This window comes from Shewanella japonica (assembly GCF_002075795.1).
Taxonomy (GTDB): Bacteria; Pseudomonadota; Gammaproteobacteria; order Enterobacterales; family Shewanellaceae; genus Shewanella; species Shewanella japonica.
The window spans coordinates 1,721,337-1,739,715 of the sequence record NZ_CP020472.1 but is presented as its reverse complement, the minus strand read 5'-3'; the positions used below and the strand labels follow the sequence as shown (position 1 = coordinate 1,739,715).

8 protein-coding genes and 2 pseudogenes are annotated in these 18,379 nt (G+C 41.2%); 6 read left to right on the top strand and 4 right to left on the bottom strand.

All coding sequences use genetic code 11. The features are described 5' to 3' along the window. Positions 1-81: 81 nt before the first annotated feature. From cysQ to SJ2017_RS07420, 4 genes and pseudogenes are all read right to left on the bottom strand, one after another. Positions 82-903: a 3'(2'),5'-bisphosphate nucleotidase CysQ gene (gene cysQ / locus SJ2017_RS07435; RefSeq protein ID WP_244899785.1), complete on the bottom strand. Its 822-nt coding sequence runs from the start codon at positions 901-903 to the stop codon at positions 82-84. 325 nt (positions 904-1,228) lie between these two features. Continuing rightward, entirely contained in the window at positions 1,229-3,295 is a 2,067-nt protein-coding gene (locus SJ2017_RS07430; RefSeq protein ID WP_080915357.1) for a glycoside hydrolase family 16 protein, read from the bottom strand. Between the two features lie 134 nt (positions 3,296-3,429). Then, a pseudogene (locus SJ2017_RS21865) lies at positions 3,430-6,070 on the bottom strand (glycoside hydrolase family 3 protein). 62 nt (positions 6,071-6,132) lie between these two features. Continuing rightward, a pseudogene (locus tag SJ2017_RS07420) lies at positions 6,133-7,428 on the bottom strand (sugar MFS transporter). A gap of 298 nt (positions 7,429-7,726) precedes the next feature. On the opposite strand from SJ2017_RS07420, the gene SJ2017_RS07415 reads away from it, so the two are divergent. From SJ2017_RS07415 to SJ2017_RS07390, 6 genes are all read left to right on the top strand, one after another. Beyond that, the gene (locus SJ2017_RS07415; protein WP_080915356.1) at positions 7,727-9,061 is read left to right on the top strand and encodes a GH1 family beta-glucosidase; all 1,335 of its coding nucleotides are present in this window, start codon (positions 7,727-7,729) and stop codon (positions 9,059-9,061) included. A 56-nt stretch (positions 9,062-9,117) separates the two neighbouring features. Further along, entirely contained in the window at positions 9,118-10,437 is a 1,320-nt protein-coding gene (locus tag SJ2017_RS07410; RefSeq protein ID WP_080915355.1) for a glycoside-pentoside-hexuronide (GPH):cation symporter, read from the top strand. A 240-nt stretch (positions 10,438-10,677) separates the two neighbouring features. Next, positions 10,678-11,682 (top strand): LacI family DNA-binding transcriptional regulator, encoded by a 1,005-nt coding sequence (locus SJ2017_RS07405; protein WP_080915354.1) that lies wholly within the window; start codon positions 10,678-10,680, stop codon positions 11,680-11,682. Between the two features lie 1,013 nt (positions 11,683-12,695). Next, positions 12,696-15,695: a TonB-dependent receptor gene (locus SJ2017_RS07400; RefSeq protein ID WP_065109172.1), complete on the top strand. Its 3,000-nt coding sequence runs from the start codon at positions 12,696-12,698 to the stop codon at positions 15,693-15,695. Positions 15,696-15,962: 267 nt separating this feature from the next. After that, positions 15,963-17,552 carry a tryptophan halogenase family protein gene (locus SJ2017_RS07395; protein WP_080915353.1) on the top strand — a complete coding sequence of 530 codons (1,590 nt, stop codon included), beginning with the start codon at positions 15,963-15,965 and terminating at the stop codon, positions 17,550-17,552. Between the two features lie 79 nt (positions 17,553-17,631). Next, the gene (locus SJ2017_RS07390) at positions 17,632-18,351 is read left to right on the top strand and encodes a SapC family protein (RefSeq protein ID WP_080915352.1); all 720 of its coding nucleotides are present in this window, start codon (positions 17,632-17,634) and stop codon (positions 18,349-18,351) included. The last annotated feature ends 28 nt before the right edge of the window (positions 18,352-18,379 follow it).

The following is an 18,379-nucleotide window of genomic DNA, read 5'->3' as shown; positions in this document are numbered from 1 at the left end:
TTTAATTATAATCTATCATTTAACACGTAGATTCACGGCATTAACCCAACGAGTGATAATGAGCTGTCATGTATGACGAAGTCAGGACTGTCGCTCAAACCATTTCGGTGATGCCGCAATAAAATACGGGTTTAAAATATCTTCTTTTTGGTTGTAATCTAACGGTGCTAAATCTGGGTGGCGTAACACTTGTCCACCTGCACTTTCTAATACTGCTTGCGCCGCCGCGGTATCCCATTCACTTGTTAGCCCCATTCTTGGGTACACATCAGCTTTACCCTCTGCCACTAAACAAAATTTAAGCGAGCTGCCGACACTTTGCATCTCATGCTCACCAATATTAGCGACATACGCTGCTACGTCAGGGCTAATGTGCGAGCGACTACCAACAACAATTGGGTTTTCACTAATAGGACGTTGGCTGATATCGAGCTTAACTCGCTTATCACCTTGTTCTAGCCAAGCACCTTGATGGCAAATACCTGAATAACAAGTTTCTAGGACTGGCGCGTACACCACTCCAGCGATGGCTTTACCATGATGTATTAGCGCAATATTGACAGTAAATTCACCATTTCGTTTTATAAATTCTTTCGTTCCATCCAGTGGATCTATGAGCCAATAGGTGTTCCATAATTGACGTTCTTCCCACGGAATATCTGCAGCTTCCTCACTCATGATTGGAATACCTGCAAACTGACTTTCAAGTCCAGCGACAATGACATTATGACTTGCAATATCAGCAGCCGTGACTGGGCTGTCATCCTGTTTAGTGACGACTTGCAAGTCTGAAGATGAATACACCTGCATAATGGCATTACCAGCGTCTATAGCGATGCTGATAACTTGCTGTAACTGATTTTCTGTTATATCAAAAGGTTGATCTATTCTCTGGCTACTCAAAGGTAACTCCTTGGAAAATATCGACGATTAAGTCGTAAATAATCAACACATTATGCCATTGAACAAGCTAAATATTTATAACTATTTAGCTTGTCTTAGACATTAATCATTAGCCTTGCTAATACCGCTATTGTTACTCATTTGTAATAACAGGTTTGATAGTAAGCCAAGTCGGATAAGCTTGAAAGCCTCTAACCCTCGGCTGCATTCGTATTCAAACCTGAATGTTATTATCCTTTTAGCCACAAAATGGTGGCTAAAAGGCTGGAGTTATCCAGTGACGCTACTGTAACTAACACTTGTTATCTTAAAAGTATTGTCCCATTTATTTAACCAGCTGCACGTTATCCACCTGCATTACAACACCATTTTGATTGCCCCATGCAGGGAAAATAACTAACGGCGCATCCACTTGCGTTAATACCAAGCTTGAACCTGTATTGGCGACGAGATCAGCTAACGCAATACGGTAATGTGTCCATGCGCCAACTTCAGGCGCTGGGATGGCAAAATCTCCTGAACTACATGGATGGCCACAATCGACTTTAATATTAAAATCGCGTACTTCGCGAGGGTCTGTTATGACGTTAAGATCAAATTCGACCGCAGCAAAGCTACTGACATCTTGCTGCAAGCCTGTACTTTGAAAATACACCACAGCCTCATCGGTATTGAAACTAAACTGGTTGACAATGCCATGGTCAGCACCGACGTCTAGTTGCTCAATTGCAACGCTGCCTGATGCCGCATAATGACCAATAGTAAAAGGAGCTTTTACTTCATCATCATAAATAATAAGCTCATTAGCCGTTGATACTTGATATTCATAACGGACATTATCGATTTGTAAGCTCATATTGCCTAATGGTTCAATGACAAAGGGATTTGATACTGATGCTAAATCAACGAAACTTCCTGGAGAAAACCGATTACCACTGGCAACAAGTTCCGCAATAGGTATACGGATTTCTGTCCAAGTATTCAATTCAGGTAAGCTAACACTCACATCACTAACATTCGGCCAACCACTATCAATTTTGACCAATAACTCAACGTCGTTGTCTGTGCTTAATAGATTTAAGTCAAAAACTAAAGTGCCGTTTGCTGACCAATGTGACAAATCAGCAGTAGGTGGATAACTAAAATAAGCATTACCTGTCGCGCCAACTTTATCTAGCTGAAGCACTTCCCCCTTTCCCTCAACAGTTAGCGTTTGTAATGTCACCGCATTATCAGGATTGTAGCTATCAAGACTTAACCCCTCAGCGAGTCCTTCGTCATATAGTATGAATTCTGGCCCCGCACCTATATCTGTTGATGGCACAGTGATTTCAGGGGCAACATGCCCTTCAACAATCTCAGCATTGTCACCTACGCTGGCACAACCAGCCCCAGTTTCGGGTGACACACTGCACTCATAAACTCTAACGTAGTCCACTTCTAATACTTGCGGGAAAACACTTTCATCAACCCCAGTGTTATTGACATTACCCGCCCAAGTTCCACCAACTGCTAGATTTAAAATCATATGAAATGGTTGATTATAAGGAGCATCTTCCGCTGCATTAGCGAGATTACCATCACTATCGACGTATTGACTGTACCAACCTGTTGAACGTTGAGTTGCAAAGTGGACGTCATCAACATACCAACGAATTTCATCCTTCTCCCACTCAATGGCATAAACATGAAAATCGTCAGCTGGGTTAGCCCCATCAGGTAAGCTATATTCAGCGCCAGAGTACACATTGCCAGGCCAGGCTTTACCGTAATGCAAGGTGCCATGAATTTTAGCTTCGGGATCAGAGCCTTCAGTCACCACTTTAAGGTTAACCGCTTCCATAATATCGATTTCGCCGGAACCAGCCCATGGGCCATAAACCCAATCTGTTGGCAACATCCAAATCGCTGGCCATGTACCTTGCCCTTGCGGCATTTTGGCACGGATTTCAAAACGGCCATATTTCCAGTCACCTTTGTTCGTCGAATCTAATCGTGCTGATGTGTACGCTTGCTGTTTTGACGTATCGTTTTCATCATAATTAGGATCGCCCAATGCAACAGCAGGACCACTAAAATCTTCTCGCTGTGCAGTAATCACTAACTTTCCATCAGCAACTTGGCTATTTTCGGGACGCTGGGTATAACATTGCCGCTCCTCATTGCCTCCGCCATAACAATTATATGCGAGGTTCCACTTGTCTAAATCGATAGTGGTACCATCAAACTCATCGCTCCATACCAAATTCCATAGGTTTTCTTGTTCTTCGCTGTTATCGACAGGTGCCATGTCTTCAACAACATCTGTGGCACTGTCAGAGCCGCATCCTAATAACATAGCTGCAGCGAGACTCACACTTGTGATAGTTAAAACTGATGCTCTTTTTTTCATTTTCCCCCCAAGGAATACTCAAAAAACACGAAAAAAATCCAGCAAAATCCCCTACAAAATTAATTGCAAGTTCACAACAGTGCAGGAATAACTTGCCAGCTAGCATTATGCTAGCCGGCAAAACAAAAATTATATTAGGCGTCTGGGCAGGTTATTGTGGCTGTTTCTGCCGCATTAGGCACAATCAATAAGTCGCTAAAGTTAATCTCAGCGCTCCCATTGGTTGCCAAATAGAAAGGTGTATTGATGTTACCGAAATTGACGCCTTTATTTGCAAAGCACTTCAAATCAACACTGATGGTTTGCCACTCACCTACAGCTGTATTTAAAGCATTAGCAATATCCACATCTGCGCGGCAATCACGGTCACATGCAACCCCTAACATCACAGGCTGCTCAACTTTATTGGTGGTTTTAATTAACACTGACAGCGCTGAATCGGTGTTTGAGTATGCTCGTAAGTCACGAGGGAAGTTACTGATTAATCCAACAAACCCAAGGCCTGTACCATTAAAACTAACTAAACGAGCATCTTCTTGAACAACTTTATCAAAAGTTCTGATCGTCACAACATCATTACTTTGAATGCTGCTACTGACAGTATCGGACGATGATTCAGTACCAATCATTAATCGCCAAGGCGCTTTTACTGCACGTTCAAACAATGCTAATGAAGTTAACTTCTCCTCTGCTGCAAAATTATCTTCTGAAAGCGCATTAGACACGTCACTCTTCTCGCCATACTTCAGGCCATAGCCATAAGCGAATAAAGGCTGATAATTTTCATCATGGACATTAACTTCTGTTTGCTGAGGTCGAGTTGGCCACGAAAATGAAAGTTTACCGGTAAAGTCATGATTTACTTTGCCGTCTTTATCACGAAATAGCACTTGTGAAATACCATCACCTTCAGTACCTGGAAGCCAAGCTGCAACAAATGCATCCGATGCATTTAGCTCAGGATTCACCCACATAGGACGACCACTGATAAAGATAGACACAACAGGAATACCTTGAGACTTAAGTGAACGAAGTAATGCTAAATCACGTTTATCACCACGTTGATATTCAAGGTTATCAATGTCACCATTACCTTCTGCATAAGGTTCTTCACCGAATACGACAATAGCAACATCTGGTTTATTGTTTGCTTCAAACTGACCATCAACATTAAGTGTTACTTGGCCACCAGCCGCTGTCACATCTTTAGCAATACCAGCATAAATAGAGGTTGCACCCGGAAAGTCTTCATTTAGATTATCGGTGCCTTGCCAAGTGATACTCCACCCGCCAGATTGCTTACCAATATTATCTGCGCCATCACCAGCGACTAAAACGTTCATTTTGGGAGAAAGTGGTAACACATTATTATTGTTTTTCAGTAAAACTAACGATTCGCGTACTGCTTGTCTGGCGACATCACGATGTGCCTTAGCACCAATAAGTTCAGTTTTACCTGAAATTTCACGGTTAGCAGGACTGGGTTTTTCGAACAAGCCAGCACGAATTTTCACTCTGAGTATACGGCTAACTGCATCATCTATTCTTGCTTGAGGGATTTCACCATTTCTCACTTGGGCAATCGTATTCTCATATAATGGTTTCCATGCACTTGTAGGTACCATGTACACATCTAACCCAGCATTTGCCGCTTGCGCACATGACTCATTAGTACAGCCATCGACTTGTCCATGACCATTCCAATCCCCCTACAACAAAGCCATCAAAGCCCATTTTGTCTTTAAGTACATCATTCAGTAGGTATTTTTCGCCATGAATTTTCTTGCCTTGCCAGCTATTAAACGACGCCATGACGGTTTGAGCGCCAGCAGTCAATCCGCCCACATAACCTTGAGCATGAATATCAAATAGCACTTGCTCAGAATCTAGGTTTTGTCCTTGGTCTATCCCTTTTTCAGTCCCACCATCTCCTAAGAAATGCTTCACTGTGGAAATAACATGTTGATCAGATAAAAAGTCATCTCCGACCTTGCCTTGAAGACCTTCGACGATAGCATGAGAGTAGGCTTTAACTATTTGTGGATCTTCAGAATAGCCTTCGTATGTACGTCCCCAGCGATCATCACGTACAACAGCAACCGTGGGGGCAAATACCCAATCAATACCTGTTACCATAACCTCTTTAGCGGTAATGGCGGCTATTTCACGAATTAAGTCTGGATTATTCGCCGCACCTAAACCAATGTTATGAGGAAAAAGCGTAGCGCCAATAACGTTATTATGACCGTGAACGGCATCTGTGCCCCACATAGTTGGAATTGCATTGCCATCAATACTGTCATCTATAGATGCTTGGTACATATCTTCGGCGAGTTTAATCCAATCTGCAGGCGTGGCATGTTTATCATTATTAGGATAGGCGCCACCACCATTAAGGTAAGAGCCAAATCCATAAGTACGCATATCTTCAACGGTAATATCACGGATCTCAGGTTGGATCATCTGCGCAACTTTCTGCTCAAGTGTCATTGTCGCCATCAAATCAGAAATTCGCTTCTCAAGCGCAGCGTCTTTTGTGAATGGAATCGCTAACTCTGGCCAAATAGAAATGTCGCCTGAAATAGTCCCAGAAACAATCTTATTGGACGCAGTTTGTGACGTTTCAGCTACAGGTGCAGGTTTATCATCACTTACCTTTGGTACTGATTTCTTTGTTTCATCTTCGCCACATGCCGATAAACCCATCACGACAGCTAGCAGAGTGACTGGCAAGGTTATTTGCTTATTTGCGAATACGTTAGTTGCCTTATCCATAATATTGCCTTTTCTATCCAATCTGCCTTCGCAGAAAATTAATTAATAAAAAACTTGTGGTATTACGCTTGTGGACGCTTTGCTTTACTGCCAATAAGGCCATAATGGGCAATAAAGGCATAACAAACTAACGGTAAAATAAACGCCATTTGAATACCAAATGAGTCAGCTAGCATGCCTTGTAGTAGCGGCACAATAGCCCCACCCACAATGGCTAAACACAGTACGCCTGAGCCTTGACTGGTGTGTTGCTTTAAATCGGTCAGTGCTAAACTGAAAATCGTCGGGAACATGATTGAATTACATAATCCAACCAACAGCAGAGCCCACATCGCGGTCGTGCCCTCAGCAAGCATCGCAACGGCCACTAATAGCACGGCGCAAATTGCATTAAAGGCCAGTACTTTACCCGCCGCAATTTTTTGCATGACTAATGCGCCAATGAAGCGTCCGACCATGGCACCACCAAAGTAATACGCAATGTATTTAGCCGCTTACGCTTCAGTAAAGCCACCAATATCAGGTTGAGTTAAAAAGTTAATCAGAAAGCTACCAATACCCACTTCAGCGCCCACATAAACAAAAATACCTACTGCACCTAAAACAAGGTGTGGAAACTTCCAAGCGCTGCCAGTATCAGAAGAAGACTGTTGGGTGTTTTGTTCACTGATACCAAGTACAGGTAGCTTTAAAACAAAGAAAATTATCGCCAGCACACACAATGCACCAGCTAACATTAAATAAGGAACTTGCACAGTACTTGCTTGATGAACGGCTTCAATGGTTGCACTTTCAACAGCAGCTGAATCATCACTGTGACTCATATTGCTAAGAATGAGGTAACTGCCAAAAAATGGCGCGACAGTGGTACCAAGCGCATTGAATGCTTGGGTCATCGTCAGTCTAGAAGAAGCGGTTTCAGCTGGGCCTAACGCACTGACATAAGGGTTCGCTGCAACTTGTAAAATTGTAATACCAGCAGCCAATACAAAAAACGCGCTTAAAAACATCCAATAAGAGGCATAGCTAGCTGATGGATAAAACATCAAGCAGCCAACGCAGGCAATCGCAAGCCCTGTCACAATGCCTTTTTGATAGCCTATTTTGCCAACTAAAGCCCCAGCAGGTACGGAAACAATAAAGTAAGCACCGAAGAAGCAAAACTGCACTAACATGGCTTGGGTGTAACTTAATTCAAACATACTTTTTAAATATGGAATTAAGATGTCATTTAAGCAGGTCAAAAATCCCCACATAAAAAATAATGAGGTTAATGCCATCAACGCAAACTTAAAGTTACCGCTTTGATGAACACTTCCCATTTCTGCAGACTCTGCATTTAATGGTGCACTGGCCATGTCATTCCCTCTTTAATTATTATCTATTTATGGTCGATGACTATCTAAGCACTGTAGCTGTACACCTTTAGTAGTACGCAGATAGGCTGTTTCAAGATTTATCTAAATCAATTATTGACCTTTTGTTAATTAATCACTAATCTCGATGTAAGCGCTTTCATTTTTAACATATCGATAACGAAAGTCAACGCTTTTTGTAAGTAATCATTGTAAAAACACTTAGGTATTACCCTGAGTAAAAGACGCTGTAGTTTCGTTGACACAAATACGCCTGAAACATATTAAGTGAATAATAAATATGAAAATTTCTCTACCCGAAAATTCTAAAATGCACTCAAAATCATTTACGTTTGGAGTGGCAACTGCCTCTTTCCAAATTGAAGGAGCAGCAGATTCTCGCTTGCCTTGTATTTGGGATACCTTTTGTGCGACTCCAGATAAAATTCGAGATGGTTCAGACGGTAAGCAAGCCTGCGAGCACGTTGCGCTTTGGAAAGAAGATGTCAATTTAATCGAATCTTTAGGTGTCGATGCTTATCGTTTATCACTTTCGTGGGGAAGAGTGATTAACCAAGATGGCAGCTTAAATCAAGATGGGGTTAACTTTTATATCAACTTAATGGATGAATTAAACCGTCGTAATATTAAAGTGTACGTCACCCTATATCACTGGGATCTACCTCAACATATTGAAGATGAAGGTGGCTGGCTTAATCGAAATACGGCATACCTTTTTCAAGACTACGCGGACAAAATTACTAAAGCCTTAGGTGATAGAGTGTATTCCTACGCCACCTTAAATGAACCTTTTTGTAGTTCATATCTAGGTTATGAAATTGGTATTCATGCACCAGGGCTTGCTACCAAAGCTTTTGGCCGTAAATCTGCGCACCATTTATTACTTGCACATGGATTGGCTATGCAAGTGATTCAAAAAAATAGTCCCCAATCTCTTAATGGTATTGTGCTTAACTTTACGCCTTGCTATCCACTGACCCAAAGCGCAGAAGATAAAAAAGCGACACAGATTGCAGATGACTACTTTAACCAGTGGTATATCAAACCCATTATGGATGGTGAGTATCCAGCAATCATTAACGATTTTGATACTGGTGATAAACCCGACATTGAACCAGGCGATATGGCAATCATTAGTCAGCCAATCGACTTTTTAGGCATTAACTTTTATACCCGCGCCGTTTATCAAGCATGTAGCGACAATCAATTTGTCCAAATAGATATGAAGGATGCCCCTAAAACAGATATTGGGTGGGAAATTTATCCAGAAGCCTTCACTGACTTATTAACCAGTCTCAATAATACCTACTCATTACCTCCTATTTATATCACTGAAAATGGCGCGGCAATTGACGATCACATTGAAGATAACGCCGTTAACGATATTGACCGCCTGGAATATTATCAAGCCCATTTAAACGCTGTAAATAATGCTATAGAGCAAGGCGTGAAAGTTGATGGCTATTTTGCTTGGAGCTTAATGGACAACTTTGAATGGGCGGAAGGCTATTTAAAACGCTTCGGAATAGTGTATGTTGATTACCAAATACAAAAACGCACCATAAAGCGCAGTGGCTTAGCTTACCGTGACTTTATTAATCAACGCATTGATTAATCGATAAATACTCAAAACCCTACTTAAAAAGAATAATAACCCGAAAGAGGTTTTCAATGATTAGCGTTAAAGAGAAAATAGCCTATGGATTAGGTGATACCGCCAGTAACATCGTGTTTCAAACCGTGATGTTATTTTTAACCTTTTTTTATACTGATATTTTTGGAATTTCGCCGGCATTTGTCGGCACCATGTTCCTTGCAGTACGATTTATCGACGCAATAACCGATCCGCTAATGGGCGCATTAACCGATAGAACCGAAACAAAATGGGGTAAGTTCCGCCCCTACCTTATTTGGTTTGCTCTGCCCTTCGGTATTATCAGTGTTATGGCCTTCACCACGCCAGATTTAGCGGAAGAAGGCAAGATGATCTATGCCTTTGTTACCTACACCGCCCTGATGATGGTTTATACCGCCATTAATATTCCTTATTGTGCATTAGGTGGCGTATTAACCGCAGATCCAAAAGAACGTGTTTCCGTCCAGTCTTATCGCTTTGTGTTTGCCATGATTGGTGGATTAATGGTGTCGGCATTAACCTTACCTTTAGTTGAATATTTCGGACAAGGTGATCAAGCTAAAGGTTATCAGCTTACGATTGCGGCAATGAGTGCCTTGGGCGTAGTGATGTTTATCTTGTGCTTCTTAGGAACCAAAGAGCGCTTACATCCTCCTAAAGATCAAAACCTCAGCTTCAAAAAAGACTTTAAATTACTCTGGCAAAACGATCAGTGGCGCATTCTTTCAATCGCTGCGATTTGGTTATTATCAGGAATGGTATTAAAAACCAGTTTAGCGATTTATTACGTTAAGTATTATTTGAATATGCCTGACTCCATTACCTTATTTATCACGCTTGGAATGATAGGTAATATTTTTGGCTGTATCTTAGCTGAGCCTTTAGCCAAACGAGTCTGTAAAGTAAAAGCTTATATTACCATTCAAATTATTGCTGCTGCGTTATGTATAGCAGCCTACTTTGTATCGGGTGAACAAGTGGAAATGGCATTTGCGCTGTTCATTATTTGGGGCTTCACCTTCAATATGGGCACCCCATTGCTATGGGCTAAAATGGCGGATGTTGTCGATTACGGCCAATACAAAACAGGCGTTAGAATTACTGGCATGATTTATTCTTCAATCATTTTCTTTATTAAGCTTGGTGTTGCAATTGGTGGCGCAGCTGCTGGTTGGTTACTGGCTTTTTATGGCTATCAAGCAGATGTAGAGCAAACAGAAGCGACACAACACGGTATTTTGATGTCATTTACCCTTTACCCTGCTGTCGGCTCTATCATCGTAGCCATCGTAATGAAATGGTATACCTTAGATAACAAAGCCGTAAGCCAGGTTCATGCTGCGATTACAGAATAACTATCAATGGGTTAATAGATAAAGCTGTTAGTATAAATTTACTCAGAATTGTATATAGTTAACAACAAACAGCCTTGATACAATTTACACTATCAAAAGAAAATGCTGTCAAATTGGCCTGATGATTGAGTTACATTCGTCAATTTATCTGTTTTTTTGATGATTATGCTAAAAGGTTCATGCTAGTCTTATCGGCGTTTTTCGATTTTGACTAGCAAAACAAGTATTAAATAGGGATATATGGCGACTATATATGATGTATCAGTGTTAGCAGGTGTTTCGCTGGCAACGGTATCAAGAGTGATGAATAACAATACTAAGGTCAGTGAAAAAACACGCCAGAAAGTATTAAGCGCAATGGATCAGTTAGGTTATCGACCTAATACCATCGCTCAATCACTAGCGTCTAGTCGCTCAAACAGTGTTGGAGTCTTAGTCTCTCAACTTGATGGTCCATACTATGGCCCTATGATGACCGAGATTGAAACCGCGCTTCGAGCTGGCAATAAGCACGTTATTATTGCCGCTGACCATAGTGTTGAATCACAGGAAAAAGACGGTGTCGAGTTTTTAATGAGCCGTGGCTGTGATGCGTTGATTCTAGACGTTGAAGCTGTCGATGATGAATACTTGATAAATCTACATAAAGGCAACACTCCCATTGTTCTCATTAACCGCTATATTGAAGAAATCAGTGATTGTTGTGTTTATTTAGATAATGAACTGGGCGGATATTTAGCAACCAAGCATATTTTGAGTCAAGGTCATACTGATCTTGCTTACGTTTCAGGCCCGTTATATAAGCTAGATGCTCAAGACCGTTTACTCGGACATAAACGAGCGTTAAAAGAGTTCAATGTCGACTTTGATAAGACATTATTTTATGAAGGTAACTTCCGTGAATTTGGCGGCAGTGATGCGATGAATCATTTATTCACCATCGATAAGCCTTTCACAGCAGTGGTATGTGCCAGTGATCAGATGGCTTCAGGAGCGATTGCAGTTTGCTTAGAAAAAGGCATGAAAATCCCTGAAGAACTCTCTTTTGTTGGCTACGATAATATTCCTTTTCCACAATATATTTCACCAAAGCTCACCACAGTGAACAACCCCATCCATGAAATGGGTAAAATGGCTGCTTTTTGGGTGCTTAAGCATGTATATAATGACCCTAAAGCGATAGTCGAAAACACCTTCATCCCGCAACTGATAGTGAGAGACTCTGCGACATCACCACACAAGTAACCTTCGAAATTGAAGACGTTAAGGGAGTAGTCTAACTCGCTATTCCCTCATATACTGTTTATCTATACGCTTTATATTGCCCCGATAACCTTAATACTATGCCAATATCCTCTCTGCCTATTCCTTTAAACAGTTAGAGTTTCCGTAGTAATGAGTACAAGCAAAACTTGCATATCGCCTATCATGATATCCACAAGGTGTTAATATCACCCTCCTTTATCGTTTACTCGCTACCGCTTTATTCCCGATAACCTTCTACTCGCTTTACCGTTATACACTCTGCACTCTGCACTCTGCACTCTGCACTCTGCACTCTGCACTCTGCACTCTGCACCCTGCACAGATTACTCTATCTAGGTGCTCTGTCTAGGTACTCTGTTCAAGTAATATGCCCTGGCACTTTTGTTTTTCAATCGTGTTAATTTCGGTTATTCACTTATCAGGCTTAGTACTCAAGAACGAACTGACTGATTAATTGAAGCTCAAAAGTGCTTCAGCGTTGCCTAGAGGCTAACGTCTCTTTTTAGGTGCCTAAGTAGCCAGCTGAAACATGAGTAATCGCACCAAATAACGGGCAAAGAAACCTTAAATCGGAACCAGTTAAATCAGTATATTGTCTTGATTTAAAAATGATGATTTTAAATTTGCAACAAACCAAACTCCCTACCTTAAAATTCACAATAAAAATGTAAGCGCTATCACAAAAATATTTCTTTTTTATTTCTACAAAAAAAAGCACAAAAAACAAAATTAAACCAATTAAAACAATAAACTAAAAAATATCACTTTATCCATTTATAAAAACAAGGTTAACAAGTTGTGACTTTTTGTCGTAATTATTGTTGACGCTGTTAACAAATTAATCTAGTTTTATGTAAGCGCTTACATTAACTTTTACATAAAGGCTTTTAAAAGCGTTTACAAATGATGAATAAAACACATTACGTGAATGCGTAATCCGAATAAAAAAATCAGAGAGTAGTAGCCTGAGATCTAGTCGAGGGGAGACTTAGATGAAATCTAGAACATTCAAAAAGACCAGAATTGCCACTAGTTTGTCGGTAGTACTGAGTGCAAGCACCATGATGCCTGCATTTGCAGCAGACGAAGTCGCTGCAGATGAAAACATCGAGGTGCTTCAGGTCACTGGTATTCGTGGAAGCTTAATTAAATCAATGGATTTAAAAAGAAGCTCTGACGGTATCGTTGATGCGATTAACGCGGAAGATATTGGTAAATTCCCGGATAGTAACTTAGCAGAATCTCTGCAACGTATTACTGGTGTATCTATCGACAGACAAAATGGTGAAGGTAGCCGAGTGTCTGTTCGTGGTTTCGGTGCAGACCAAAACTTGGTTATGCTGAACAATCGTCAAATGCCAGTAACCACAGGTTCGCGCTCATTCGACTTCGCCAATATTGCTTCTGAAGCAATTAGCGCTGTTGAAGTTGAAAAAACCAGCCAAGCGAAAAACTCAACGGGTGGTATCGGTGCAACCATTAATGTTCTAACTCATCGCCCTTTAAGCTCTCCAGGTCTTAAAGCCACATTTGGTGTTAAAGCCGTTGATGACACATCAACAGATGAAGGCTCTGTAACACCTGAATTATCAGGTTTATATTCAAATACCTTTGCTGATGGCAAATTTGGTATCTCTATTTCTGCAAGCTACCAAGAACGTGAAAGTGGTAATCAGCAAGCTCAAGTAGGTACAGGCTGGCGTAGTTTCCCTGGTATTGTTGACCAAGATTGGGGCGGCGATAACGCTGAATGGGGTGGTGTTCCAAAAGATGATAACCAAATCAACCGCCCAGGCGAAGATGACGTATATGCAGTTCCTCAAACCACGGTTTACCGTTTTGAAGAGCAACAACGTACCCGTACAAATGGTCAATTAGTACTGCAATATGAGCCAATTGATTCATTACGTGCAACTTTAGATTACACCTACATGCAAAATGATATTGATACCCAATCTCATGATGTTTCCGCATGGTTTAACTTCGTACCAACACAAGAAAGTACTTGGTCTGACGGCCCAGTATCTTCTCCACTTGTTTACTCTGAAACTTACCCTGATGGCGGCGCCGATTTATCAATGGCAGCTGGTGATTACGGTACCCGAGATGAAAGTGGCTCATTAGGCTTTAACTTAGAGTGGGATGCTACTGATAATTTATTCTTATCATTGGATTACCATACTTCAGAAGCTGAACGCTCACCAAACAACAAAAATGGTAGTAACAGTAACTTAAGTACAGCAGCATTTATTCGTACAAGTGCAGCGACTGACTTTACTGGTGATGTACCCGTTCTAGCTGTGGGTGGCGGTAATGCTGTTCGTCCTGAAGATATGCGCGTGACCGGTTCAGTATTTGGTAATGCACGCAATAAATCTGAAATTGAACAATTACAAATTAATGGTACTTACGTATTTGAAGAAGCGGGTAGTATTGATTTCGGTATCGCTGCAACTGACGTCAATAACCACTCTCAATCAGTTAACGTTCAACGTAATGACTGGGGTGGTGTAGGTGCTGAAGGCGACTTTGACCCTTCATGGTTCCCTGCAGATAGTGTTCAAGATAAATTTGATGGTTCACAAGGTGACTTCTCTGATTATCAAGGTTCTGCCTCTATTGACCCACAAGACGTTATCTTCTTATGGGACTTTGAAGCAGTAAGAGCACGTGCAGCTGAATTATACGGCTCAACAGCGATTGGTGATTGTGGTAATGGTTTCTGCCCATCGACTGATTACGCTAGCGATACTGACCGTTTCACTCAAGAAGAATCTCAATCTGCTTACGTACAATATAACTACGAAGGCGAGCTTGGTGATATGCCATTCGATGTTCACTTAGGTTTGCGTTACGAGAAAACCGATGTTGAATCTAAGTCTGCAGTATCATCGTACGATCAAGCTACTTGGATTGCGGAAACTGAGATTGCTCTAGAAAGTACAACGGCTGATAACCGCGTATTTGGTACTCAAACAGGTTCATACGATTACTTACTACCAAGCTTTAACTTCAACATTGAAGTGGTAGAAGATATCTATTTACGTGCAGCTTACAGTGAAACCATTGGTCGTCCAGATTATACCTCTATTCAAGGTGGTACGTCTGTAGGCACACTCGCTAACCGTGGTGGTGGTAGTGGTGAAAGTGGTAACCCAAGTTTATTACCGCTTGAATCAACTAACTATGATTTCTCTGGTGAGTGGTATTACGCTGAAGGCAGTTATGTTTCTGTTGGTTACTTCCGTAAAGACGTAACAAACTTCATTGACAGTAACCCTGTTAATTCAAATATCTACAACATTCCGGATCCATCAAATGGTGTTTACGTTCAAGAAGCCATTGCTGCAGGTGCAACAACCGCAATTGAGCAACGCCAGTGGATTTATGATAACTACGGCGCAACAGATCCAAACGTTACGTTAAACCCTGATAACGGTAATATCGAAATTACAGGTAACCCTGGTGACCCTGATTTAAACTTCGTGATTACCACACCGTCTAACAGCAGCGACAGCTCAGTTATTGATGGTTGGGAGTTTGCGGTACAGCACTTCTTTGGAGAGTCTGGTTTCGGTATGCAAGCTAACTACACGTTAGTGAACGCGGGTGATTCTTATGACAACTTCAACTTAAACCGTCCAGGTGATGAGCCGCAAAACGTATTAACTAACATCAGTGATACAGCTAACGTTGTTGCTATCTATGAAAACTACGGTTTCTCAGCTCGTCTTGCTTGGAACTGGCGTGATGAGTTCTTGAACTCAACTGGTGACGGTACAGGTGCTAACCCATCTTACACTGAAGAATACTCGCAAGTTGACTTCAATATTGGTTACGACATCGCCGCAGTTGAAGGCTTAACAGTATTCTTCGAAGGGTTAAACATTACTGAAGAGAATACTCGAACTCATGGTCGTTCAAGTACTCAAGTACTTAACTACACACAAACAGGAGCTCGATACAGTCTTGGCGCTCGTTATACATTCTAACGTGTGCACCTTTTGCAAAATGTAAACTAAGGTCGTTTGAGGTGACTATTATGGTCACCTCTTTTTTAAGCTACATCCGTTAGCAACAAGGACGTTGCACCTTTTTTAAATTTCATTTTGATTTTTATTAATACAAATTATTACGCTATACCCCTTGTAAGTGATTGAAAAATATTCAATGCTAAATAAACTCAAAATCACATTAATCTTAGTAACAAACATTTCAATACAGCCTTAACGATAAAACAAAACAATAATAGGCAGATTATGGAACACGCGATAAGAGACATCATTATTGTTGGCGGCGGCACTGCGGGATGGATTACCGCTGGCATTTTGGCTGCTGAACATAACGCTGACAATGGCAAATTATCGCCCTCCCCTAAGCTCAACATTACGTTAATTGAATCACCAGATGTTGCCACTATTGGTGTTGGTGAAGGCACTTGGCCTTCAATGCGCACGACGCTGAAAAAAATCGGTATCAGTGAAACTGAGTTCTTAATCAGCTGCGATGCAAGCTTTAAACAAGGCTCTCGTTTTATCAATTGGACCCATAGCCCAGACGCTGATCTAACCAAGCAACCCCGAGATCATTACCTTCATCCATTCAGTTTGCCAATTGGCACTAACGAAATTGATTTATGCCCTTTTTGGCTGCCTCACCGTCAACAAGTCAGTTTTGCTGACGCTGTTGGACAACAAAATCAACTGAGTATGCAGGGCTTGGCACCTAAACAAATTACTACCGGTGAATACCAGTTTCAAAACAACTACGGTTACCATCTCAATGCGGGTAAATTTAGTCAGTTGCTGCAACAACACTGTACCGAAAAGCTCGGTGTGACTCATATTCAAGACCATGTCAGCGATATTCAAAAAGCTGAGAATGGCGATATTCGTTCATTAGTCACTCAACATTCAGGCGAGCAGACAGCAGACTTCTTTGTTGACTGTACAGGGGTAAAATCTTTGTTACTCGGTGAGCAAATGCACGTACCGTTTGTATGTCAAAAATCAGTGTTATTTAACGATTCAGCGTTAGCGATTCAAGTCCCTTACCCAACTGATGATACTGAGATTGCTTCATGCACTCATTCAACCGCGCAAACCAATGGTTGGATATGGGATATTGGCTTGCCGACAAGACGTGGTGTGGGCCATGTGTATTCGTCTAGCCATGCTGACCAAGCGCAAGCTGAACAGCAATTGATTGACTACTTAAGACCCAGTGTCAATGTTGACCTCGATAACCTTGATATTAGAAAACTATCAATAGCACCAGGTCACCGAAAAATTTGCTGGAAAAACAATTGTATGGCAATTGGTATGGCATCGGGCTTTATTGAGCCGCTAGAAGCCTCTGCATTAGCATTAGTTGAATGGAGCGCCAATACCTTAGCGCAGCAACTACCTGCCAATAGACAAGTTATGGATATTGTTGCCACTAGAGTCAATCAACGATTTTCTCAGCATTGGCAACAAATTATTGAATTTTTAAAGTTACATTATGTATTAAGTCAGCGCAGCGATAGTGATTATTGGCATGATCATCGAGAGTCATCGACCATACCAGAATCATTGCAACAGCAGATAGCTCTATGGCGAACCCAAACGCCCAATAAGCATGATATTCAGCACACTGACGTGTTATTTCCCGCTGCAAGTTTTCAGTTTGTATTATACGGAATGGCGTTTGAGACCCATGTGCCAACTCACCTAAAACCAACGCTTCAACAGCGTGCTCAGCAGTTGTTTACTGAAAATATCAAGCGAACCCAGGGATTAAAGCAAATCCTGCCAACCAATCGCGAGCTGCTCAATAAAATTCGTCAATATGGCTTGCCCCATATTTAGCAACAAAATAACAATAACTGTTTTCTTTTGAACAATTGAAAAACAGCAAAAACCAATAATATTTGATTAGGATGTCAGCATGAACAAACCAGTATTACTCAACAGTGTCGATCATAAAGATATTAAAATTATTACCGAACGCTCAGAAAAGTACGGTGATAACCTATGGTATACAGTGACTTTTCCAGCTGAATTCAGAAGTGTTCAAGCGCACTATCCCATCTTTTTTCAAAAAGACAGTAATACAGGTCAGTTTTACTCTGTTGCCATGTTTGGTTTTCAACATAAAGAGAATTTGTTTTTACAAGATGGCAAATGGCAAGCATCTTATATCCCGCTTACCGTTCGTCGTCAGCCATTTTTAATCGGCCAACAAACTATTCAAGAAGACGGTGTAGAGCAAGTACAACGTGTGATTCACCTTGACCCTAATCATCCTCGTATTAATGAAATTGAAGGTGAGCCGCTATTTTTTCCATACGGCGGTAATACACCGTATTTAGATGAAGTCGGTGAAATGCTCGAAGTAATCCACCATGGGTTAATTGACAGTAAACAGTTCATTGAAACGCTCATCAAGCTAGAACTGCTTGAATCATTCACTTTAGATATTGAACTTGATAATGGCGCCAAACACCAAATGATAGGGTTTTACACCATCAATGAAGAAACCTTAGCAAGCTTACCTGCCGAAACTTTAGGTGAGCTGCATCAAAATGGCTATTTGAACGCAATTTATATGACGTTGGCATCACAATCCAATATCAGACAATTACTCAACTTTAAAAATGCACAATAGATAGCAATGTCTCGTTAGGATTATTTAA